Raw genomic sequence first — 21,606 nt, 5'->3', positions numbered from 1 at the left:
GAATATTTTGGCCCTACGCCGTAATCTCGCACGCTATCACGGGAAATGATAGAAGAAAAAAAAGAGGAGATCACGTGAAGAGTTCCGGAAAATCAAAAGTATGGAGTGATGAAAAGAAAGAGAAGCTCCTTACTGTATTTGAAACACTCTATCCGAATCCACAATCAGAGCTCTGTTTCCGTAACGACTATGAGCTACTGATCTCGGTTATTCTGTCGGCCCAATGCACTGATAAAAAAGTAAATGAAGTTACTCCCGAACTTTTCAAGGAATATCCCAGCTTTGCAGAGCTCTCAACAGCACGCATATCACACATTGAACGTATAATCAGACAAGTGAATTATTTTAAGACAAAATCTCGTAATATTATAAAAACAGCCAAGCGAGTAGAAAGCGAGTTCTCAAGTAGAGTTCCTATTGAAAGAAAGCACTTAGAAAGCCTACCTGGTGTTGGCCGAAAAACCGCAAACGTCATCCTCTCAGAAAAGGGAATCGAACCTGCCTTCCCTGTTGATACTCATGTATATCGGGTCTCTCGAAGATTAAAGCTTGCTACTCGAAAGAATCGTGAAGCAGTAGAAGAGCAGGTTAAAGCAAAATTTGAGCCGCAGTATTGGCGGAATCTCCATCACTGGCTTATTTTTCATGGGAGAAGAGTATGCAAAGCGCAAAGGCCGCTCTGTGTGAGTTGCTCAATTAACGCTCTGTGCCCCTCAAAGGATACGGCAGACTCATAAGAGAGAACGAAACAATATTGCTATTTCGGTATTTGTAACAGCTTCCGAAGACGGGATTCATGAAAGCCAATCATATACCGACTCCCAATCTGAATAACGGGGACCTTTTTCGTACCAAATTGCTCGTACCTCTTTTTCGCTGCCCCATTCTTCTCAACATCATAGCGAGTAAAGGGCACCTTATGCCTCCTTAAGAATTTCTCGGCGCTTCTGCAGGATGGGCACCACGAAGTGACATAAACCGAGACTTGCTTTCTTTTTTCTGTCTTGCTCGTAGTACGAGTCAGAACATCAAGGTGTCGCTCTTGAGCAAGAAGAAACTCATTATCATGCATCGGTTCCATGAATCTTTTCCCGAGAGGAATATTCAGGAATAGAAGCCAGACTAGAAATGGGAGTAATCGCTTTGCAGATTTCACAAAGCCTATATCTCTTCGATAGCAGCACTACTGGTTCTCGGTACCGAGGAAGGCCGAGTCCAGACATAGACAAGCCCCAGAAAGATAGCGCCCAAAAGTAGGGCTTGTGCCTGATTGGGAACGTGACCCCATAGGAGCATTCCAAAGACGGTGAACGAAATCATCGCCGTTGCCAATACTTTCGCTCTGAATGGTATGCAGCCAAACTCCTGCCAATTACAAATCGGTGGACCAAGAAGTGGATGTGCCTTTAACCATCGCTCTATCTTTTCATTTGAACGAGAGAAACATCCGGCTGAAATAATGAGAAAAGGGGTAGTCGGAAGCACAGGCAAAACAATGCCGACGATACCAATAAGCAAAAACAGATATCCACCTACAAGATAGGTAATACGCATGACTCACAACTCCTCAGGATCAAATCCTCTGTTGTCTTCTCAGTATACTGAGATTTTTCATCTCAGAGAAGGCTCAGCCAGAACTTGCACGTTCCATCATAAAAGATGCACAGAGACATCAAAAAGACTCGCAGAAGGTGATAATCCCTCCCAGAGGCCTCTTCTCGCCTGCTCCTTGTCAATTGAAACTAACTTTTCTTGAACTCAATGCCTAAAAAGAATACCGTTCTGTTTACATACTATTCGTAGGAGTCTCTCTATGCTTGGTTTTCCACTTAGCACCTTTGTTCTTGTAATTCTCTGCTATTCGACTGGGGTACTTATCGGATGGGCAATGCAGGGAGCAAGAAAGAAAAAAGCTATCGAAGAAGCTTTTCGGAGCGGTGAGGAACAAGCTCGGGAGGTCTATGAGGAACAGAAAAAAGCTACGAGCACAGAGCTACTGGAAAAACTGGAAGCAATGAAGATATCACTCGTCTCAACCTATGAAGCTTATGAGGAAGCGGTTGAAACGGTAGACAAACGACTCTCTCCTGGAGTGAAAGAAAAGCTCACGCTGACGTATACAGACGCGATCGACTTCTCACACACTGATGTAGGTTCTCAGCAAGACTCATCATATGGAACTCCTTCCTCATCGAAAGCAGATGATATGCGCTTACCTGATAAGCATTCCGTACCTCTTACAGCAAGAGTGGTGAACGAGTCTACATCAAGCGATACTTCGAAAGATTCGCATGAGCTATTACATGGCTTAAATTCTGAGCGGCCTTATTCGGATGAAGAAACAGGAACCGATCTCTTTCCTCGATGATAGTATTGAAGCGCCTCTAGTATTGAAAACAATAACAGGGAAGATAAAACACCGATTACTCATCTTTCTTTGCTTGAGTAAGGATCTCAATGGCCCATCGATCCAGCTCTGAAAGATCTTCTTCTGATTCAAAGGAGAAGGTCTCTCCGTCAGCCCAGCGACCGGTGCCGGAAAAACGATTTCCTTGGAGGGAAATTTCAACGATTCGAGCTTCGTCTCCAAACCCTAAGCCCCCGAGAAGAATATCCTCTGCCCGAGTTACCTCTTCGAGAAAATCGTCTTTCGAGGCTGGCACTCCTAAACATACCTCCTTAGGGCCACCGTTGCGTTTGTTCCACCAAAGCCAAAGGAATTTGAAAGCGCAACGTCAATATTCGCCTCACGCTTTTTATGAGGAACATAATCAAGTGTACACCCTTCACCTGGCTCTTCCAGATTGATAGTAGGAGGAACCACCTGTTCACGAAGAGCGAGTGTAGTAAACAAGGCCTCAATTCCTCCAGCGGCACCAAGAAGATGCCCGGTCATTGATTTGGTTGAACTCACCATCAACTTATGTGCAAGCTCTTCTCCAAAAACACGAATAATTGCTTGCGATTCTGTGCTGTCGTTTGCGTCAGTTGAAGTTCCATGAGCGTTAATGTACTGGACCTGATCAAGACCCAATCCTGAATCTTCAATTGCCATCTTCATGCACGATACAGCACCCTCCCCGTCTGGCGACGGAGCCGTTATGTGATGAGCATCACAAGAAAATCCATAGCCAATAACCTCAGCGAGAGGGGTTACTCCCCGCTGTAGTGCATGCTCTAATTCTTCAAGAATCAACACTGCAGCCCCCTCCCCGAGCACAAAGCCATCTCGATCCTTATCAAACGGACGTGAAGCCCTCTCAGGATCATCATTGCGGGTAGAAAGGGCCTTAAGAGCACAGAAGCCTCCGATACCAAGCTTCACAACCGCAGCCTCAGAACCTCCAGTGACCACCACATCCTGTAGACCATCTCGAATCATACGGAATGATTCTCCGATGGCATGAGTTGATGAAGTACACGCACTGGTGACAGTGTAATTGACTCCCTTAAGGCCAAGGTGAATAGCGATGTTTCCCGGACCGAGATTTGTGATCATTCCAGGAATAAAGAACGGGGAAATTTTTCGAGGGCCAGACTTCAACAACAGTTCGTGATATTTCTCTATCTGATAGAGACCTCCGATACCAACTCCAAAAATACAACCCACTCGCTCGCGGGGCATATCTGATTCGTTGAGGCGCGCATGTTTCCACGCTTCGTCACTTGCAACAATTCCGTACTGTGAAAACAGATCGAGCTTCTTCAGCTCTTTCGACTCTATAATATTTGCTGGATCGAAATTCTTTACTTCCGCAGCAATGTGACAGCTAAAAGGCTCTGAGTCGAATCGAGTAATCGGTCCAACACCCGACTTGCCATCAAGCACCGCCTTCCAACTCTCTTCCGTATTCAGTCCAACTGGGGAAACTGCCCCGAGTCCTGTTACAACGACCCGTCTTCGATTGTTCACGTTATTCCTTCTCCTTTCCTTCAAACGGTGAAACCGTATCAACGTATCTCAGTCTAATCAACATTTTAGAGCAGCTTATCGGGAAAAGGAAACTTTCCAAGCGCGGAAACCGAATAATTTTAGAGGCAGGAGGGCTTACATTTCGAGTCCCTTCCCTTCACCTGAAATAAAACGGAGGTACAATGAATATTTCTAATACAGACCCATCATCAAACGCTTTTGACAGTGCTTTTCAAATAGCAACAGATGAACTAGACAAAGCAAAGGGACGGCTAATGGCAGCGGCTAAGGCGAAAGACCAGGCAGGTATCTTTGCTGCTCAACAAGATATTCAAGCCCAAAGCCAAATCATGTCTATGCTTACCAACTTATCCCAATCGCTGCACAATCTGCTCATGAAGCTCATCGATAAGCTTAATGTACGGATGTAAGTAGCGACGAGAGTTACCGAGAGCGAGTAAATCTCGCGCGTTGCTCTCTCGGTAACTCTCCACTCAATACTAGAAGATTCTGGTTAACTCGATGACCCGAAGAATACCTTGAATATCTTGGTGCGCACTAAATTCAAATCCATCAGGCATACATTGCTGAAGAGCTTCCGACTGCCCCACTCCACACTCAAGAAAAAGCTTTCCTCCTATCGTTAAGAACTCTCTTGCACCATTCATGATCAAGGTAAGGTCTAAAAGTCCTTCTTGATCAGAAAAAAGTGCTGTTGCTGGCTCAAAAGAGAGATCTTTCGCCAGTTCCGCATTGCGCGATACATATGGAGGATTAGAAATAATACAGGTAAATATATTATCATCTACCGCTTCGAACCAACTGCCCTTCACGAATGTGATGAGGTCACGAACATCATGTCTACATGCATTTTGCGTGGCTACTGTTAGCGCTGAGGGAGAAATATCAGTAGCGATAAAACAACTCTGGAGAATTTTATTGAAGCCCTCTTTTTTCAGCCCATGAACCAAAGAACAGGTAATACAGCCACTTCCCGTTCCCAGCTCAAGACACTGAACAGGTTCCTGTTGCATGGAGATAAAACGAAGCGCGAGTTCTACCAAAAGCTCGGTTTCTGGTCTCGGCACCAAGACTGCTTGATTTACTCCGAAAGTGAGCCCAAAAAACTCTTTTTCACCACAGATATAAGCCACTGGCTCTCCTGACGCCCGCCGTGCAATCCAAGTGGTATACGAGTGAGAGATACTTTCTGGAAGTGAATCATCCCCATGTGCAATGAGATAAACACGATCAACACCAAGTAGGTGAGCAAGAAGAACTTCAGCATCAAGCTGAGGAGATTCACTTGTGCAGGCAAGAGCCTCTCGCGCTTGGCGAACTGCTTCTTTAATTCTCAACACCCTTCAACGCCTCTGCCTGATAGTGAGAAATAAGCGGATCAACCACCTGGTCAAGATCTCCGTTTACCACCGCTTCAAGACTGTGCAACGTAAGACCGATACGGTGATCGGTAACCCTTGACTGTGGGTAGTTATAGGTTCTGACCTTTTCCGAGCGCTCGCCTGTTCCAACCTGGCTTCTTCGGTCAGCCTGTCTCTCGGCATCAGCCTCTGCTTGCATCTGCTCAAAGAGTCGGGCTTGCAGAACCTTCATCGCCTTTTCGCGATTTTTATGTTGTGATTTCTCATCCTGCATCGCAACAACAATCCCTGTAGGGATGTGTGTTATACGAACGGCGGAATCTGTCGTATTCACACTTTGTCCGCCAGGCCCACTTGAACGATATACATCAATGCGAAGCTCCGTTTCATTAATCTTTATCTCAACATCCTCTGCTTCGGGTAATACCGCAACGGTAACGGTCGAGGTGTGAATCCGTCCCTGGGTTTCTGTCACGGGAACACGCTGAACACGATGCACACCACGCTCATATTTCAGTCGACTAAATGCTCCATCCCCACGAATCATCGCTATAACTTCCTTATAGCCACCCGATTGAGCCTCGCTTGTGCCCATAAGATCCACTTTCCAACCGCGATCTTCTGCATAACGTGTATACATTCGAAAAAGGTCACCGCAAAAAATTCCAGCTTCGTCACCACCAGCTCCGGCTCGAATCTCAAGGATCACATTCTTTGAATCATTCGGGTCTTTTGGCAAAAGTAACAACTTCAGATCATGCATCAAGCCGTCGATCTCTTTCTCTAGTAGAGCCGCCTCTTCTTTCGCTAACTCAACAAGCTCTGGATCTTTACCTCCAGCAAGAATCTCTTTCGATCCCTTTAACTCTTCTTCTGCTTTTCGATACGCACGGTATGTGGCAACGATTGGAGTTAAGTCTTTATGTTCTTTCGTGAGACGGGTTACTCGATCCCGATCGGAATGCACCTCTGGACTGGAAAGCTCTCTGGCAATTTCATCGTATTTTCGCTCTACTTCCTGCAATTTTTCCCACATAATCTTCTCACCTTTCAAAAGTATTTTGCCGCTAGCCTCACAACAGCAATGAACCCCACACTGCTTTTAATAAACGGGGCAATAAAAGCGATAGGTCACGGTTCGCTCTACCAGACATGGCTCTATTTGAGAGAAAAACAAAACTGACAGAACTCTGGGGATCAAACCAGACAGCACACCCCGATGGTGAAATGGCTCCAAGCGAATGTTGAAAGGGCTCAGGCGGCTCGATGCCGAAAGCGCTTTTCGTAGTCATCCATCCACACGCCCACTGATTCTCCTCCTCGGGAAAGCTGAGGAAAGATCGCACAATCTCAGGCGAGATCAGCGGAGCGCCAACCCCTCTATAGCTTCCAAGGAGTGCCTGCACTAAAATCGTTATGTCTTGAGCATTCGCAAAAAGTCCCGCTTCGCCCGACACTCCGCCAATAGTCCAGGTGTTTTCATCCCAGACCTCACCACGTATCACCCTCTTACGCCACGGGCACTCCTCCGTGGGAACAAGCAAACGGAAGTCGGGACGGATATCTCCTTTCCGTACAAGCGCATGATCAATAAAACCACTTTGACGGATGCCTAGCGGCTGAAAGAGAAATTGTTGAGCTAGCTCATTCAATCTTCGAGCCCACAACTCTTCAAGCAAAAACCCGAGTAATAAACTATTTACCTCACTGTACTGTGAGACCTGACCCGGAGCAGCTCGAGGAGTCATCCGATTAATCTGCATGAGTACCTGCTGAGCCGCACCCCTTCCAACAGCAGTTCCGAAAGGAATCTCCTTACGAATCGCGGTGAATTCCTGATAGAAGGACTCTCCAATTGGCAGCCCACTCCGATGCCGAATCAAATCTTCAATTCGAATAAGAGATTTTCCAAACGTACTAAAACCATGAATATGACGACTGACCTTATCCGTGAGCTTTATCTTGCCACCGTCAACGGCCTTCATCAGCAGTGATGTTGTGATAATGCTGCTTGTTAATGAGTCTACGTCAAACACCGACTCGCTCGTAATCGGAATACGTCCCTCTTCTCCATCCTCATCAAGAGCCGTGAAGGACTGACTCCCTTTCACGCCATTCAGATAAATCTCTTTACCCTGAGCGAGGCAGTAAGAACATCCAGGAAAAATTTTTTCTTGAACAGATGCTTCAATAAGATGTTCTACGGTATCTTGTGCTCCGCTCTCTTGCGCGACTGAAGTTGCAAATGCCATATGTTGTCTTCCTACTTACTCACTCAAAAATGCGATTACGCCCTTCATCTCTTTCACGAATGAAGCCAAACATGATGCGCTACAGTGGGTTTACAAGCGAAACTCCCTCAGGGCTACACTGTACGTCTTTTCCTATTGGAAGTGCACGATTACGCATTCCATGTCCAAAAACGTCAGTAGAATAAACTGGAAATGACCAGCGAGCAAAGAAGTGCTGAAAAACCTCCATGCAGTCTGGCCGCTTGCCTTGAAGATGGCTACATTTTGAAAAATCTCCAAGGATAACCCCTTGAAGGTTATCAAGAAGACCCGCAGCAGCGAGATGGCACAAGTTTCGGTACACCTTATGGGGAGCTTCGCCCACATCCTCGACTACCAGCAACTTGCCGCTGAACTCTGGGAGAAAGGGAGTCCCCACCATAGAACACAAAACAGAGAGGTTTCCGCCCACAAGAGGTGCCACCACGACACTTCCCGTTTTCCCAGATATCATCGTGAGCTCCTCTCTTGAAATCAACTCACGATGCCCCTCAAACAGCCGAAGCAGAGAATCCAGATTCTTACTCCGAGCCAGCGATGGAACTTCTGCTCGAAATCCTAAGAGAGAAGGTCCATGGATGAGCGTCAAGCCTTCGATGCCATACAGGGCGAGTAGTAAAACGGTAAAGTCTGAAAAACCACAAATTGCTTTTTTCGAGTGAAGAGCCTCCTCAACTTCTGCCCGAAATCCCAGATGAAGCAACTCATGAGCACCGCTTCCACCACGGGCAATAAGAGCCAGTGGTGGCTCTTCAGGGCCCTCCAAATACCGTCGCATTGCCTGCCAACGGTCTGAGGGGGCATCTGAGGAAAAAAGAAACTCTCCAGACCCGTGCGCATGGTACGGATCGATAAGGTAAGAGAGAGAAATGTCAGCGCTTTTTAAAAAAAACTCTTCGACTTCATCGCGAATTGAAGGAGCTAGCGGTGAACTAACTGAAATGACACTGACTTTCGCTAGCGCACTGGAGTTACTCAGGGGGGTTTGTGACATAAAAATAGGAATACTAAAAATATCTGTCTTTCCAATACTCTACACAAATTTTTCGTCACTGGGCAGAGCGAATTCATTTTTTTCCTGATACCCCTTGAAAAATCTCTCTGGAATGACCACCTGTAAGACGCGGGCAGGGTATCGCGCCCTAGAGGCCTTGAATTGTGGCTAAATCGCCTCCGTTCATTAGCTTTAGATCCCGTTTTCAGGTTAAGGTGCTGACTGGGAAAGGCTCCTACCGTACCCATCGCCCTATGACTTTCCCCTCGGAGATGAAGAGTTCCAAAGTGGGACTTTAGCGCTCGGAAGGTGGTGGTAACGGCGAACGGGAGGAGAACTTTTACCAGATATTTTTAGTGCAGAGGCTTTTTAGTGCAGAGCGGCTTTTTAGTGCAGAGCGGCTTTTTTAGAGGAGAAGCCGAGTAGAAGCAGAGCGAAATATCTGACGCGATTTGCCGGTACAAGCACTGAAAGCAAAGGGGCACTGAAAGCAAAGGGCAAGGTTTAAAAAGCTATTTACAATAGGCTGTTACGCATTTTCGGTCGATACCGATTCTCGTTCTTAGGCTGATTGAGAACTCTCACATATCGGCGTAAGAACGAGATTACGAATAGAAAGGTGCAGGGAATACGTAACGTTTAATGAGGAGAAGAAAGATGAGTGAAAATAGTAAAATTCGTCCACTCCAAGACCGCTTAATTGTTAAGCGACTTGAGGAAGACGAAAAGACAGCATCAGGGCTCTATATCCCAGATTCTGCAAAAGAAAAGCCGCAGCAAGGTAAGGTGCTCGCTGTTGGAAAAGGAAAAGTTCGAGAAGATGGAACAATTCAGCCAATCGACCTCAGCGTTGGTGATGTAGTCCTCTTTGGAAAGTATTCCGGTCAAGAAATCAAGGTTGATGGAGACGACGTTCTGATCATGCGAGAAGACGATGTCTACGGAGTAGTAGTTCAGTAGCATTCGTAAGAATTACGGAATGCAAGACTTTTTAGAAAGGAAAAAATAATGGCTAAAATTCTTGAATTTGGACTCGAAGCGAGAGAGCAAATCCTGAAAGGAGTACGCACCCTTGCTGACGCAGTCAAAGTAACAATGGGTCCTCGTGGACGTAACGTTGTCATTGAAAAGAGCTTCGGAGCTCCAACAGTGACAAAGGATGGGGTAACCGTAGCAAAAGAAGTAGAACTTGAAGAAAAGTTCGAAAATATGGGAGCTCAGATGGTTAAGGAAGTAGCTTCTAAGACTTCCGATGTTGCTGGAGATGGAACAACAACTGCTACCGTTTTAGCAGATGCTATCTACCGGGAAGGCCACAAGCTTGTTTCAGCTGGACACGATCCAATGAACATTAAGCGTGGAATCGATGCGGCAGTAATAGCAGTTATCGATTTCCTCTACACCCTCAGCCAAGCCACTAGCGGCAAGGAAGACATTGCGAAGGTGGGAACTATTTCAGCGAATGCAGATGCTGAAATTGGAAACATCATTGCTGAAGCAATGGAGAAAGTAGGGAAGGAAGGAGTTATCACTGTTGAAGAGGCGAAGGGTCTCGAGACAGAACTCGAAGTTGTAGAGGGTATGCAATTTGACCGTGGATACCTATCTCCATACTTCGTAACAGATCCAGATCGCATGGAATGTGAACTTGCTGACTGTTACATTCTTATCCACGAAAAGAAGATTTCGAACATGAAAGATCTTCTTCCAGTACTTGAGCAGGTTGCAAAGTCTGGTCGTCCACTGCTTATCATTGCAGAGGATGTTGACGGTGAAGCACTTGCTACTCTCGTTGTGAATAAAATCCGCGGAACTCTAAACGTTTCAGCGGTTAAAGCACCAGGGTTCGGCGATCGACGGAAAGCAATGCTTGAAGACATTGCAATCCTCACTGGCGGAAAGTCTGTTAGTGAAGACCTTGGCATGTCACTCGACAACATTTCTCTCGATCAGCTGGGAACAGCGAAGAGAATTGTCATCAACAAAGAAAACACAACGATTATCGATGGAGCTGGAGAAAGCAGCGCAATCGAAGGTCGCGTGAAGCAAATCCGAGCACAGATTGAAGAGACTTCTTCTGACTACGATCGTGAAAAGCTTCAAGAGCGTCTTGCGAAGCTCGTTGGTGGAGTTGCAGTAATTAACGTTGGTGCAGCTACTGAAGTTGAGATGAAAGAGAAGAAAGCTCGCGTAGAGGATGCTCTTCATGCAACTCGCGCTGCAGTTGAAGAAGGCATTGTACCTGGTGGTGGAGTGGCACTTCTTCGAGCAGCAAAGAAGCTGGAAGAGCTCAAGCTCGAAAATGAAGAGCAGATGTTCGGCGTAAAGATTGTAAAAACAGCAATCAGCGCTCCTCTTCGCACAATCGCGTACAATGCGGGCGTTGAGCCAGCAGTTGTAGTTGATAAAGTGCAAGCTGGTGAAGGTGCTTTCGGATTCAATGCTGCAACTCAGCAGTATGAAGATCTCGTGAAGGCTGGTGTTATCGACCCAACGAAAGTTGTTCGAAGCGCTCTCCAGAACGCAGCATCTGTTGCTGGACTCATGCTCACCACTGAGGCTGTTATAGCGGACAAGCCAGCTGATGATTCAGCTGCTGGAGCTCCTGCTATGGGCGGCATGGGTGGAATGGGCGGTATGGGTGGAATGGGCGGCATGATGTAAGCCAACCATCTATACAAGAAGCCTGTTAGAGAGGCGAAGGAAGCTTATTGTTAGCTCGGTTCCTTCCCTCTCTGACCGCTAGAAAGAAAAAGGGAGCTTTTACAGCTCCCTTTTTCTTTCTCCACAATACAGGCTACACTCCATACCTATGATACTCTCAAACTTCAAAATCCATCACCTCGGAATTCTTGTTTACGATATCGAACAGGCGATAGATTTTTATCGTTCTACTTGCAACTATAAAGAATTGCCTCGGGAACGACTCCCTCACTTTAATGTTGAAGTGGCATTTTTAATACCCGATCTCAACGACTCGTCAGCACCAACTGCCATTGAACTCCTGCAACCCATAGAGCAGAAAGGATCCATCTGGACTTTTCTTGAAAAAAAGGGTGAAGGACTTCACCACATTTGTCATGAAGTTGCTGATATCGCCCAAGAGCACGCACGACTTACCTCGGCTGGACTTCACTTCATTGATAAAGAACCAAGAGCTGGGGCACACGGTAGCACCGTAGCATTCATACACCCGAAAAGCTGCCATGGAGTACTGACTGAACTCTTACAGCCAGCGAATCAAGGCTCTTAGCTCTTGAGGAACGAGAGTCGGAATGCTCTCAACTATCTTCGAATACACGACTTTCTTCTCCAAAGCGCTTCACCGCTTGACTCCCCCTTCCCCTCTTCAGTGTGTTTGGCTAGGAGCAACACTCATGCTAGAATACGCCTCGGTAGTGAGTCTTCCTCTATTAATACTCCTTTAGAGAACGAGCATGAAAAAGAACCTGTCATTGAGCATACTAACTCTTCTTACGGGATTGGTACTTATAGCTTCTCTTGAAACGAAAAGCGTATGGGCTCAGGAAGCGATCGAGAAAACCGCTGAACCCCTAGCACAGTGTGCAGCACTTGCATCAACATGTTTCTCAAAACAAGATGCTCAACAGATCTCAAACTGCCTCTACTCAGCCGCGAATCATGCCTTCTGTGAGGGGACCATGTTAGGAAAGCTTACTTTTCAGAGATGGATTATGTCGTCTCCTGCGGAAACAAAAATAACTGAACAAAGAGCTGTTAGCTTTCTTGGTCCGCAAACCGTTGACTCGAACTGTATTCAGTACTTCGATCGAGCGTTCCAAAAAGCTTTAAATGAAGTTGAGTCTTTAGAGGGAAATATTCCCGTCCTTCAAAAAAAATTAACGACCTGCTCGGCTCAGAAAGAAGAGTTGTAGCAGCTCAGTTTTTATATTCGTACACTCGCTATATGATTACGCTAAAAGAGCAGATTACTCATGCCGCGGAACTCCTCTGCACAGGAAAAGTAGTAGCATTTCCCACGGAGACTGTTTACGGGCTGGGAGCAGACGCGACTAATGAGGTAGCAGTCAAAAAAATCTTTCAACTGAAAGGAAGGCCCACCTATAACCCGCTTATTATCCATGTCGATAACGTCTCTCAAGTGTCCGAGTACGTAACAATTACTCCTCGAACAAGAATTGCAGAGCAATTTGAACGACTACTCCCGCTCTGGCCAGGCCCCCTCACCGTTGTATTTCCAGAAAAAAAATCAACGATATCTAGCGCGGTCTCTGCGGGACTCCCCTCAGTCGGGATACGAATACCGAGCCATCCGCTGGCGCAAGCGCTTTTGCAACAAACAAATCGACCAATTGCAGCACCGAGTGCAAACATCTCAGAGTATGTCAGCGCGACAACAGCTCAGCATGTCCGGGACTGCTTCGGTGATGCGGTATATGTGCTTGACGGAGGACCTTCTACTGTTGGAATTGAGTCTACGATCATACAGCTCTCAGAAGATGGCCCCGCTACTGTATTACGACCAGGCTTCATTACGAGAGAAGCGCTTGAAAATCATTTGATGGAAGAGCTCTCTACCAGAACAGAGCATAAGGCAACTCACCAAGTAATGACTTCACCAGGTCAGCTTAAAAAACATTATTCTCCCAATACTCCGCTGTATATGTTTGAAAAGGCAGAGGCTGTGTCTCTTGTTGAGCAAACTCTAGGACGTCGAATTGGGATGATTACTATCTCAGACGGGCTTGAATTTGACTCTGCACATATCATGACGGTGCCCCTCAGTCAGTCGAGAGATCAAAATGACTACGCTAAAAATCTTTATGCAGCGATTCGAACCCTTGATAAAGCGGGTCTCGAGTTGATATTCATAGAGAAACCAACGAACGGTCCTCTTCGTGAGGCTCTTTTGGACCGTTTAAACCGAGCCACCCATCAGGATACGGAAAGACCAGTCTATGCAAGCAGGAGAGACGAGAGCATTCCAAAGTCTCTATAGGGAGTATATGTGGCTATGGTCAGTTGTTGATAATCGGTACGATTATGAGGAAGTAAAAATTCGATTTATAGAGAGAAGGCCCTCATGACAGAAAATGAGTATACAACGCAAATTGAAGGGGTTCTCATCAAGAGTCTTTGCACTTTTCCAGATGATCGAGGATTTTTTCGAGAAATCTTACGACATAGTGATGATGTGTTCTCAGAAGGAAGCTTTGCTCAATGGAGCCATTCAAAGATGACAAAAGATGTCGTCAAAGCATGGCACTTTCATCATCTTCAAACTGATTGGTGGTACCTTGCTCTCGGGGTTATTGAAGCAGTCCTTTATGATAATAGAGCTGAGAGTAAGACATATAAAAACAAACTTCAGCTCCGACTCTCGGGAGAGAATTGCCCAGAAGAACAGAATTCAAGTCTTGTCAGGATTCCCCCTGGAGTACTCCACGGATTAAAAGTAATAAGTGATAGTGCACATCTCATCTACGTTACCTCTCGCGTATACGATCCAGAGGATGAAGGAAGAATTCCCTTCAATGATCCAGATATTCCACACGATTGGGGTGACAATGTGATTACGGTACCCCGAGACCATACGCACCATATTCCCCCGTATGAACGGGCCCTGGTCCGTACCTAGCATCGAGCCACCACTGCTTTCAACGTGCTTAACCCCCTAAAATTTATGCATATAATATTTCAATGGGGGTAAGCCTTTTTTTCCTTTACCTTTCGAACGTTCGTGACGATTTCTCCTAAGAACGTGGTGATAACGCAGTGGAGAGAAACGGGAGCGAATATTATGAGTAGTCTATCAAAACTAGATAAAGATATGCCTATTCTCGTGGTGGATGACTTCAATACCATGAGACGAATCGTTAAAAATTGCCTCAAACAACTTGGGTTTACCAACATTCACGAAGCTGTTGATGGTGAAGCAGCTTGGAATAAAATTCAATCAACTCCAGTTGAATTTATTGTTTCGGACTGGAACATGCCGAACAAAATGGGAATAGATCTGCTGAAGGATGTTCGGGGAGATGAACGCTTTAAGAACATTCCATTTCTCATGGTTACCGCAGAAGCACAGAAAGAAAATATTCTGGAAGCAGCTCAAGCCGGAGTCTCAAATTATATCATTAAGCCTTTCACTGCTGATTTACTATCAGAGAAGATGGAAGCCATTTTCAAGAACTATTCTTCTTAAATACGCCAAAAGCCATGAAAGATTCAAAATCGTATTCAGCGCAGAAACATGCGCTCCATAATCTAGTACAAACCATCGTGAACGGAGAAAAAGGGTCAATCCAAGCGGCTCTTGACGAGCTGGGAGTAGGGAAAAATCGTCAATTGAAAAGCGAACTCGAGGCCATACAAGAAGGCGCCTCTTATTATAGTGAAAGACTACTACGCGAGTTTCAGTCGACTGATTCTATGGCTCAGACAAGCCTTGCGGATGCGCCAGAGAAACTGTCAGCGATTATAGAGCTTACAGAAAACTCAGCGAATACCGTCATTGGTTTGGCAGAAGAGCAAGAAAGTTCACTTCGTGAAGCTGAGCGTTACTTGCATAAGATGAAAAATCAACTTGATGCGGATCCAACAATTGCATGGAAGACCCGCGAATCATTTGAGACATTATATCAACGTCAACTACAGCTGATTGCATTATGTACCGCCTTAAACCAAAACATCTTAATGGCACAAAGCTATCAAGATCTTGCGGGACAACACGCAAAAAAAGTTATACGAATGATTGATAACGTAAAAAGAAATATCGTTGGATTCTTCTCTTTATTCCGAGAGAATTCTGAGACCAACGTTATCGAACTCAATGATGATTCCAAGCATACTGCGGACTCAAAAGACGAGGGTGTATCTGAAAATGAGATATCTGAGAGCCTAAACCAAGATGACGTCGATGACGTACTCAAAAGTCTCGATTTCTAGCACAGACAACACTCTCAAGATACACAACGATACTCCATGATAACCGACTGAAAAGAGCAGCCTCCCTGGGGGGCATTGAGTCGACGGTAAGACTTTCTCTGCTCACTACAGGTATATCGTGGGGCGATTCAAGTTCCTGCAGTCAGGGTCACAATCTGAAGTATCACTTGCTAAATAAGCTCAACATTTGCACGGGGAATAGTTACGAGGCTTCCATCTTCCAATCTGGCTCGTAATACTCTCGTACGAGCACCAGTTGGGATCTTCTCTTCATGAATTGGCAGCTCGACAACAGTAGCAAACCGCCCAAAGTACGGAACTCGTAGGAGACGAATTTCTGCCCCGACCTCTAAAACCAGCTCTTTCTCCCCTTGCTCGCGAGTTGATACTCCTTCGATATCAACAATGAGTTCTGGACGAACAGCTCCTGCACGCACTTGCGTTTTACCATTCATAGAGGCACTTTTGCCATCCAACCCCTCTAAAGCATCTAAGACTCGGTGTGAAATAGCTAAATCACCGAAGCCATCGGTTACGATAAGACTAAACGGAATATTCTCGTCACCAGTTAACGCAATTCCGAGCTCATAGCCGAGGAACTGAGAGAGAACCCGATCATCAATAGAGCCACAAATAAGGCCAGCGATCCCAACTCGAGAGGCTTCATATAGTGCTTCTATAGTTGGAGAGCTTCCTCCCACACATATGCTCCCCTCCGAAATGCCTGCGAAGTCAGATGGAGTAAGAACTTGATCGCTTTCAACGTCGAGAAAGCGCAGAGTGCCTTTTCTTTCGCCTCCCACCCCAAAGATTCCCTGAATAAAACATACTTCACTCGTTATTGTTGCGGCTTTGTCTTCTTCAACTTCAGAGACTATTCCCGAGATATACGCATCAATGGTTATTCGATTTGGTTCTAGTCGTAGTCCAAGATGCCCTGTCTTTTCAGCAATAAACTCAACTGTTCCAGCCTCAGGTGCTCTTGCCTCACTATTAAGCAGTCCGAAGAGCCCAGATTGATGACAAAGCAAATCATTTGTCTTAACGACATCACCTTCTTGGACCCGAAGTCCTGATAACACTTCTGAGACTTCTAGCCCCATTCGCTCCGGAAGTCTGAGAATATACAGATCTCCTGCTAACTCTGCTTCTGCAATAATTTGTTCGCTCGCTACGCAACTCCCTTTCTCTACAAGCACCTGCCCGAGTACAGGCAGCTCTCGAACTCGAGAAATACTTCTACGAGGCGATGCAATAAGTCCAGGGGTAAGTGCTCTAGACATCTTCATTCCTCTCGTCGTTGTAGAGATCTAACTGCTCAAAGAGCTGTTTCCGTAACACTTGCTCTTTAGACTCTTCCAGAAACTCTTGGGGTCGATTCCTACCATCAACAAGAATTCCAAAGGCTCCAATAGAAATAGTCTTCAAGAATACTTTCCCTGGTCCCGCTCCCACATCAACCGAACTCGCGAGTGGTTCAACGCGTAATCTTCCTTCCTTACCAGCACATTCTTTGAAGAGCGCTATTTCTCCACGCACGACAACTCCGACTTCTTCATCTTCTAAGAATATGCGACAAAGATTCTTGATTTTTTTTCGAGTTGGAAAAACTGGAACGACGGAATGTGCTATATTTACGAGACAATCATGAGAGAAAATTTCCGTCGCCGCCTCTTTGTGTATCGACGAAAGAATCCCTAAGTGGGGCATCATAAAAATTGAATCAACAGTTAACTGAGTGACACCCTGAAGCCCAAATCCTTCAAGCATCATCAGGGCTGCTTGAAGCCGATTCGGTGCATGACTTAATACCCCACCCGAACCGATTACCAGATCGAGCTTCATCAGATCTACGAGCTCATAACGATTCGTTGACTGAGAGAAAATATCCGCTATGCCTTTTTGTTTTTGTGAGCCAGCAAGCCCGACGGCTAGTGATCTATGATGCTCTAAAGAAAGTCTCAAAGCCTCCCGACACACTGCTTGCTCTAATATTAGGTCCTCTACTGTCTGTGGAATAGACGTTGGACGAATCATCTTGTTTCTCAGCCTATCTCTGATCTGATGCTCGGTTAGCGTCTCGCTAATCCATCGAGAAATATTCTCTACTCCCGCTTCGACGAGTACATTTGCTACGGAATAGCTCATACCAAGATTGGCACTCACCGTTCGATTGAATATCTGTTCTCTGGCTTCATTGAAAAAAACACTAAATACATCGGTAGTAGCACCACCAATATCAGCACATAGAATATTTAATCCAGAAGTTGTTGCGTACTCTCGCACGATATCACCAACAGCAGCCGGCGTCGGCATTACGGGAACGGGGCTCCACTGCAGAAGCTTGTTATAGCCAGGAGAATGGCTCATCACATGACTCAGAAAAAACTCATGAATGGCCTCACGTGCGGGAGCAAGATCCTCTTTTGAAAGTTCTGGACGAACATTTGGAACGAGTGACACTTGTGCTTTGTCCTCAAAAAGATCCTCAATACTCTTCCCTGCATCTTCATTTCCCGCATAGATGAGTGGCAACCGAAGAGTTGACCCAAAGCGAGGTCGAGGATCAGCTGCAATGATCATCTCAGCCATTTCCGTGACATGATCAACTGAGCCCCCGTTCACACTGCCTGCCATTAATACGATATCCGGTCGTAAGTGCCGAATTCGAGATATGATTTCATGGTCGTCACGCTCATCATCAGCTGAGAATGCTTCAAGCACGATGGCACCTGCTCCAAGTGCTGCTCGCTCCGCAGATTCCACGCTCATTTCTGGGACTACACCAGTAACCATCATCTGCAATCCACCGCCCGCTGAGCTGGTAGACAGATAAAGATCAATGCCATTTTCTCCATCTTTTGAACAAAATGGTGGCGTTTGTGATTCCGCAAGTATTCTACGGCCACTAATTTCCTGAATTTCTGCAAATGCGTTCAGTGCCCCTACTGTGACATCAGCAACCGGCTCTTCGACTGTTGTAGGAGCCTCTCCGCGGCATGTCTTACGCCATCCAGATGGAGTCTTTTCAAACAAAAGAGCCTTCGTGGTAGTCGAACCACAATCTGTAATCAAAATTACCTCAAGACTCTCTATGTCAATTCTTGTTTCATTCATGCGAAAAGAGTTCCAAGTGTTGCTATCCACTCAAGGATCAAAAACTGAAGACGCTCCACAAGCAATGCCATTCTTGCCATTACCGTTGAGCCAAAAAATGCTCCAAAACATACCATCATGAGCCAACGACCTGAGAGCGAGATGCTTTTTCCTCCTTCACTTACAGCCCGAAATGTAAAGAAGAAATAATACATGACAGAGAGAAGGGTAATTAAGAAAATCCAATTATTTAGTGTAGAAAACCAAGCAAAGTTTCCTTCATTAAATACAACCAGCGGGCGGAAGCTTCCTGTTAATTGCGGTACCATCTCTGCAAAAAAACCTTTAAATGCCAGCCCCCCGCTATAGCCAAGCGAAAATCCGATAACAAGCTTCGCTAACCAAGCATATCGCTGCGAATAAAGCGCATAGTAAAGAAGTCCGAACATCATTGGAGCAAGGTACAATAAAAGCCAATAGTTATAGGCTTCCGACATTGTTCCATCTGGATACGTAACAATTGTCAGACCCAGCATTGGCTCTAAAATCTTCGGCCAAAGAAAACTCTTAAAGACAAGGACCGGGAAAAATCCAGCAGCAATTCCTATAAAGAGATGCTCAAAGAACCGATAGAAAGGATTTTCTTTTATAAGAAAGCTATAAATGGCAAGCGTTGCAATTCCACCGATGAGAATTGTTGCAGTATCCCAGTTCATATGGCCGCCCCCTCTTTGACCATACGTCGTTGATACCAGCGATAGACCTCGCGGAGATTCCCGATAATAATCAGAAAAATAATCATAAGATGAGCAACTCCAAGCGCTGTATTGGTTACAAGTGCTTTGTCATTCGGCCGCTTAGGATATTTATCTTTCAAGAGCTTTGAATACCAGGCAGCCCCGGCAATTCCCTCTAAGAGTCCATTGAGCTGTCCAGAGTCAAGATAGATATAGGCTTCTGGTATCGTGATGGAGGTACACCCATGGCCAAAGGTAGGGATAAACCCCTCCTGCTGAAAAAACTGAACATAACTGTCAAATACTCCGACAAGACCCGTGAATTGACCCAAGAAACTCACCTGACGAATCGTCATGATTCGTTGAAAGATTGGAGTATTCTTCAGTGGAGTACCAAAGATATCTTTCTCCAGCTCAGCCCGTAGGTCTTTCGATTTAGCAACCGATTGAAGAAAGAGCGCATTACCGGGCCGATACCCAAGATTGACCCAATCAACACCATATTCAAACTGATAGCTCGAATCCTCTTGCGCCAGCCGCTCTACGACTCTGTCGGGAATTGACTTTAAAAAGCCTTCGCCCGGCGCATAAAGGGTAAATAGGGCAAATGGGATTCTCTTTCGAAATAGATGTTCAATTATGACTTCAGCTTGAGGCTCATTTTCAGCCTTTGTATTCGGTCCAAAATCTAACGCTAATAGCGCAATCTGATCCTCTTTTTTCTCTAGCGTATCAATAATATTAAAAAGAGTAGACGCCGACTTCATTTTGGCTGGCCTCATACTTTGTCGAAAACAAATGGGAAGGCTTACGACTATCAGTACCACTAAATAAATAACCTGTCTTTCAAATGAGTGCATGGCTCTTACTGCCCCCTTCGAGAAGAGAAGCTTTCAGACTCAATTGAAAACCACATACGAAACGCCATAACGAGTCCTGCAATCATTGCTCCTATCTTAATAGCTCGAAAAGCCGCTGTATTCGGAACTTCCAATAGCCACTGTCTTATATTTGGCAGGTCTTCTGAGACATATTCATAAAAAGAAATCTGACCAAGCATTACAACAACTGCTGCAAGCATCATCAGCAAGCTTTCGACACTACGAATACGAAATGCCCTGTATGCGGCTGAAGCGATATACACCCCTAACAATGAGAACATCGCTGAACCAAGCGAAACAAAGAGCCCCTCAAAGAAGAATAAATATAATTTATTCCCTGTTGAATGCTCATACTGAATGCGAAGTATCTTTTCAAAGATTACTCCTACCTCTGTTATACGCCTGCCCAATAAGAGAATCTGCTCATCTGCTGCTAAATCGTCTGCGGTGATTCCATCCGTAAGCAGAATAGCTTCATTTAATTCTTTCGTTAACTCTTGCAAGCGCACCAGCGATACTTCTTCTAAAGACTGCGATAACGTTTTGATGGCTTTCTCATGTTCTAACGAAATATTTTTTATGGTGACTTCTACCGCTTCATGAAGCTTATTTATGCGATACGTTCTCGGTGGGACATCTTCTCGTCCATTGGTAGAATCCTCGACAATGACCTCAGCAAACTTACCGAGATGTCGACACTCGCGATTTCTTTCTGTCACGCTGAGGCTATTCAGCCAGTCCTGACCAGTGACGGTCATCATAAGCACTAGACCGGATAACAGCGCGGCACTGTAAAGCCAATCTCGTCTTCGAAATACAACCCGCGTACCATGCACACGAAATAAGTTGATAATTCCTAGCCCAAAGGCCATTGTTCCAACAACAATAAATCCATTGCTAATCTCATCGTGTAGATCTGCAACACCAGCTGCTTCTAAGACAGACTTCGGAAGAAGAAATTCTAAAAAGAAGTAAACTCCAGCAAGAAACGTCACCAGGCGGATTAAACGGCCTCTAAATCCTTGTTCCTTCATCAGCTGCCATCTCCTGAGATACCGAAAAAGCTAAATAGCTCTACCCACTGGTATCGGAGTATCGCTTCAATGTTTATAATCTGGGCATCAGGAAAAACACTATTCCACGTTGCAATCAAAACACCAGCAATTATCAGTATGACAAAAATGAGTTTTGCTACATCTTGACCAGCCAGACTACCGAGTTGTACCGGCTCACGACTCAGATAGGCTGATGAGGCATAGAGCTCCTCACCTATCAGGGTATAATCGGCAGTACAAATGAAAAAAGGAACTTGCTCTGGGCTAACACTAGCAGCAACCTGCATCGCGCCTACTTGCTGACCAGCTTCAGCAAGTATCAAAGAT

The 21,606-nt window shown here is 45.5% G+C and carries 25 protein-coding genes; 11 read left to right on the top strand and 14 right to left on the bottom strand.

Annotated features, from left to right (window positions below; all coding sequences use genetic code 11):
* Positions 1 to 2: 2 nt before the first annotated feature.
* Positions 3 to 737 carry an endonuclease III gene (gene nth / locus EBR25_07085; protein ID NBW40752.1) on the top strand — a complete coding sequence of 245 codons (735 nt, stop codon included), beginning with the start codon at positions 3 to 5 and terminating at the stop codon, positions 735 to 737.
* A gap of 20 nt (positions 738 to 757) precedes the next feature.
* On the opposite strand, the gene EBR25_07080 is transcribed toward nth, so the two are convergent.
* Both EBR25_07080 and EBR25_07075 read right to left on the bottom strand, forming a co-directional pair.
* Positions 758 to 1,156: a glutaredoxin family protein gene (locus tag EBR25_07080; protein NBW40751.1), complete on the bottom strand. Its 399-nt coding sequence runs from the start codon at positions 1,154 to 1,156 to the stop codon at positions 758 to 760.
* Positions 1,157 to 1,161: 5 nt separating this feature from the next.
* Positions 1,162 to 1,554, bottom strand: coding sequence for a DUF454 domain-containing protein (locus tag EBR25_07075; GenBank protein NBW40750.1), 393 nt, complete (start codon positions 1,552 to 1,554; stop codon positions 1,162 to 1,164).
* A 259-nt stretch (positions 1,555 to 1,813) separates the two neighbouring features.
* Here EBR25_07075 and EBR25_07070 point away from each other — a divergent pair, with 259 nt between their 5' ends.
* Positions 1,814 to 2,368 carry a hypothetical protein gene (locus EBR25_07070; protein ID NBW40749.1) on the top strand — a complete coding sequence of 185 codons (555 nt, stop codon included), beginning with the start codon at positions 1,814 to 1,816 and terminating at the stop codon, positions 2,366 to 2,368.
* A 55-nt stretch (positions 2,369 to 2,423) separates the two neighbouring features.
* Here the strand turns inward: EBR25_07070 and EBR25_07065 are convergent, their stop codons facing one another.
* Positions 2,424 to 2,663 (bottom strand): hypothetical protein, encoded by a 240-nt coding sequence (locus tag EBR25_07065; protein NBW40748.1) that lies wholly within the window; start codon positions 2,661 to 2,663, stop codon positions 2,424 to 2,426.
* Positions 2,664 to 2,665: 2 nt separating this feature from the next.
* Complete coding sequence (gene fabF / locus EBR25_07060; protein ID NBW40747.1) at positions 2,666 to 3,913, bottom strand: beta-ketoacyl-[acyl-carrier-protein] synthase II; 1,248 nt, start codon at positions 3,911 to 3,913, stop codon at positions 2,666 to 2,668.
* 182 nt (positions 3,914 to 4,095) lie between these two features.
* Here fabF and EBR25_07055 point away from each other — a divergent pair, with 182 nt between their 5' ends.
* Positions 4,096 to 4,344: a hypothetical protein gene (locus EBR25_07055; protein NBW40746.1), complete on the top strand. Its 249-nt coding sequence runs from the start codon at positions 4,096 to 4,098 to the stop codon at positions 4,342 to 4,344.
* 69 nt (positions 4,345 to 4,413) lie between these two features.
* Here the strand turns inward: EBR25_07055 and prmC are convergent, their stop codons facing one another.
* The 4 genes from prmC to EBR25_07035 form a co-directional block, all read right to left on the bottom strand.
* A complete protein-coding gene (prmC, locus tag EBR25_07050; protein ID NBW40745.1) occupies positions 4,414 to 5,274 on the bottom strand; it encodes a peptide chain release factor N(5)-glutamine methyltransferase in 861 nt (286 codons plus the stop codon).
* Positions 5,261 to 6,331 (bottom strand): peptide chain release factor 1, encoded by a 1,071-nt coding sequence (prfA, locus tag EBR25_07045; GenBank protein ID NBW40744.1) that lies wholly within the window; start codon positions 6,329 to 6,331, stop codon positions 5,261 to 5,263. Before prfA ends, prmC begins: the two co-directional genes overlap by 14 nt.
* Positions 6,332 to 6,368: 37 nt before the next feature.
* Complete coding sequence (locus EBR25_07040) at positions 6,369 to 7,547, bottom strand: hypothetical protein (protein NBW40743.1); 1,179 nt, start codon at positions 7,545 to 7,547, stop codon at positions 6,369 to 6,371.
* Between the two features lie 79 nt (positions 7,548 to 7,626).
* A complete protein-coding gene (locus EBR25_07035) occupies positions 7,627 to 8,580 on the bottom strand; it encodes an LD-carboxypeptidase (GenBank protein NBW40742.1) in 954 nt (317 codons plus the stop codon).
* Positions 8,581 to 9,237: 657 nt separating this feature from the next.
* Here EBR25_07035 and EBR25_07030 point away from each other — a divergent pair.
* The 8 genes from EBR25_07030 (at position 9,238) to EBR25_06995 (ending at position 15,510) form a co-directional block, all read left to right on the top strand.
* The gene (locus EBR25_07030) at positions 9,238 to 9,540 is read left to right on the top strand and encodes a co-chaperone GroES (GenBank protein NBW40741.1); all 303 of its coding nucleotides are present in this window, start codon (positions 9,238 to 9,240) and stop codon (positions 9,538 to 9,540) included.
* Between the two features lie 48 nt (positions 9,541 to 9,588).
* On the top strand, positions 9,589 to 11,244 hold the full coding sequence (gene groL, locus EBR25_07025; GenBank protein ID NBW40740.1) for a chaperonin GroEL: 1,656 nt from the start codon (positions 9,589 to 9,591) through the stop codon (positions 11,242 to 11,244).
* A gap of 148 nt (positions 11,245 to 11,392) precedes the next feature.
* Positions 11,393 to 11,833 carry a methylmalonyl-CoA epimerase gene (mce, locus tag EBR25_07020; GenBank protein ID NBW40739.1) on the top strand — a complete coding sequence of 147 codons (441 nt, stop codon included), beginning with the start codon at positions 11,393 to 11,395 and terminating at the stop codon, positions 11,831 to 11,833.
* 184 nt (positions 11,834 to 12,017) lie between these two features.
* Positions 12,018 to 12,476, top strand: a complete 459-nt coding sequence (locus EBR25_07015; protein ID NBW40738.1) for a hypothetical protein — start codon at positions 12,018 to 12,020, stop codon at positions 12,474 to 12,476.
* Positions 12,477 to 12,508: 32 nt separating this feature from the next.
* A complete protein-coding gene (locus EBR25_07010) occupies positions 12,509 to 13,561 on the top strand; it encodes a threonylcarbamoyl-AMP synthase (GenBank protein NBW40737.1) in 1,053 nt (350 codons plus the stop codon).
* Between the two features lie 84 nt (positions 13,562 to 13,645).
* On the top strand, positions 13,646 to 14,200 hold the full coding sequence (locus tag EBR25_07005; GenBank protein ID NBW40736.1) for a hypothetical protein: 555 nt from the start codon (positions 13,646 to 13,648) through the stop codon (positions 14,198 to 14,200).
* A 162-nt stretch (positions 14,201 to 14,362) separates the two neighbouring features.
* Positions 14,363 to 14,767, top strand: coding sequence for a response regulator (locus EBR25_07000; GenBank protein ID NBW40735.1), 405 nt, complete (start codon positions 14,363 to 14,365; stop codon positions 14,765 to 14,767).
* Between the two features lie 14 nt (positions 14,768 to 14,781).
* The gene (locus EBR25_06995; protein ID NBW40734.1) at positions 14,782 to 15,510 is read left to right on the top strand and encodes a hypothetical protein; all 729 of its coding nucleotides are present in this window, start codon (positions 14,782 to 14,784) and stop codon (positions 15,508 to 15,510) included.
* A 170-nt stretch (positions 15,511 to 15,680) separates the two neighbouring features.
* On the opposite strand, the gene EBR25_06990 is transcribed toward EBR25_06995, so the two are convergent.
* From EBR25_06990 to EBR25_06965, 6 genes are all read right to left on the bottom strand, one after another.
* Positions 15,681 to 16,793, bottom strand: coding sequence for a hypothetical protein (locus EBR25_06990; GenBank protein ID NBW40733.1), 1,113 nt, complete (start codon positions 16,791 to 16,793; stop codon positions 15,681 to 15,683).
* Positions 16,786 to 18,627, bottom strand: a complete 1,842-nt coding sequence (locus EBR25_06985; protein ID NBW40732.1) for a methylaspartate mutase — start codon at positions 18,625 to 18,627, stop codon at positions 16,786 to 16,788. The genes EBR25_06990 and EBR25_06985 overlap by 8 nt, the downstream gene beginning before the upstream one ends.
* Complete coding sequence (locus EBR25_06980; protein NBW40731.1) at positions 18,624 to 19,322, bottom strand: hypothetical protein; 699 nt, start codon at positions 19,320 to 19,322, stop codon at positions 18,624 to 18,626. The genes EBR25_06985 and EBR25_06980 overlap by 4 nt, the downstream gene beginning before the upstream one ends.
* The gene (locus EBR25_06975; GenBank protein ID NBW40730.1) at positions 19,319 to 20,110 is read right to left on the bottom strand and encodes a hypothetical protein; all 792 of its coding nucleotides are present in this window, start codon (positions 20,108 to 20,110) and stop codon (positions 19,319 to 19,321) included. The genes EBR25_06980 and EBR25_06975 overlap by 4 nt, the downstream gene beginning before the upstream one ends.
* Before the next feature lie 98 nt (positions 20,111 to 20,208).
* Positions 20,209 to 21,258 (bottom strand): hypothetical protein, encoded by a 1,050-nt coding sequence (locus tag EBR25_06970; GenBank protein ID NBW40729.1) that lies wholly within the window; start codon positions 21,256 to 21,258, stop codon positions 20,209 to 20,211.
* Positions 21,258 to 21,606 (bottom strand): hypothetical protein (locus EBR25_06965; GenBank protein ID NBW40728.1); only part of this gene is annotated, 349 nt, incomplete at its 5' end. The genes EBR25_06965 and EBR25_06970, both read right to left, overlap by 1 nt.

The sequence above is a fragment of the bacterium genome, from assembly GCA_009926305.1.
Lineage (GTDB): Bacteria > Bdellovibrionota_C > UBA2361 > UBA2361 > RFPC01 > RFPC01.
The sequence above is the reverse complement of the archived record's forward strand: the minus strand, read 5'-3'. Positions and strand labels throughout refer to the sequence as shown.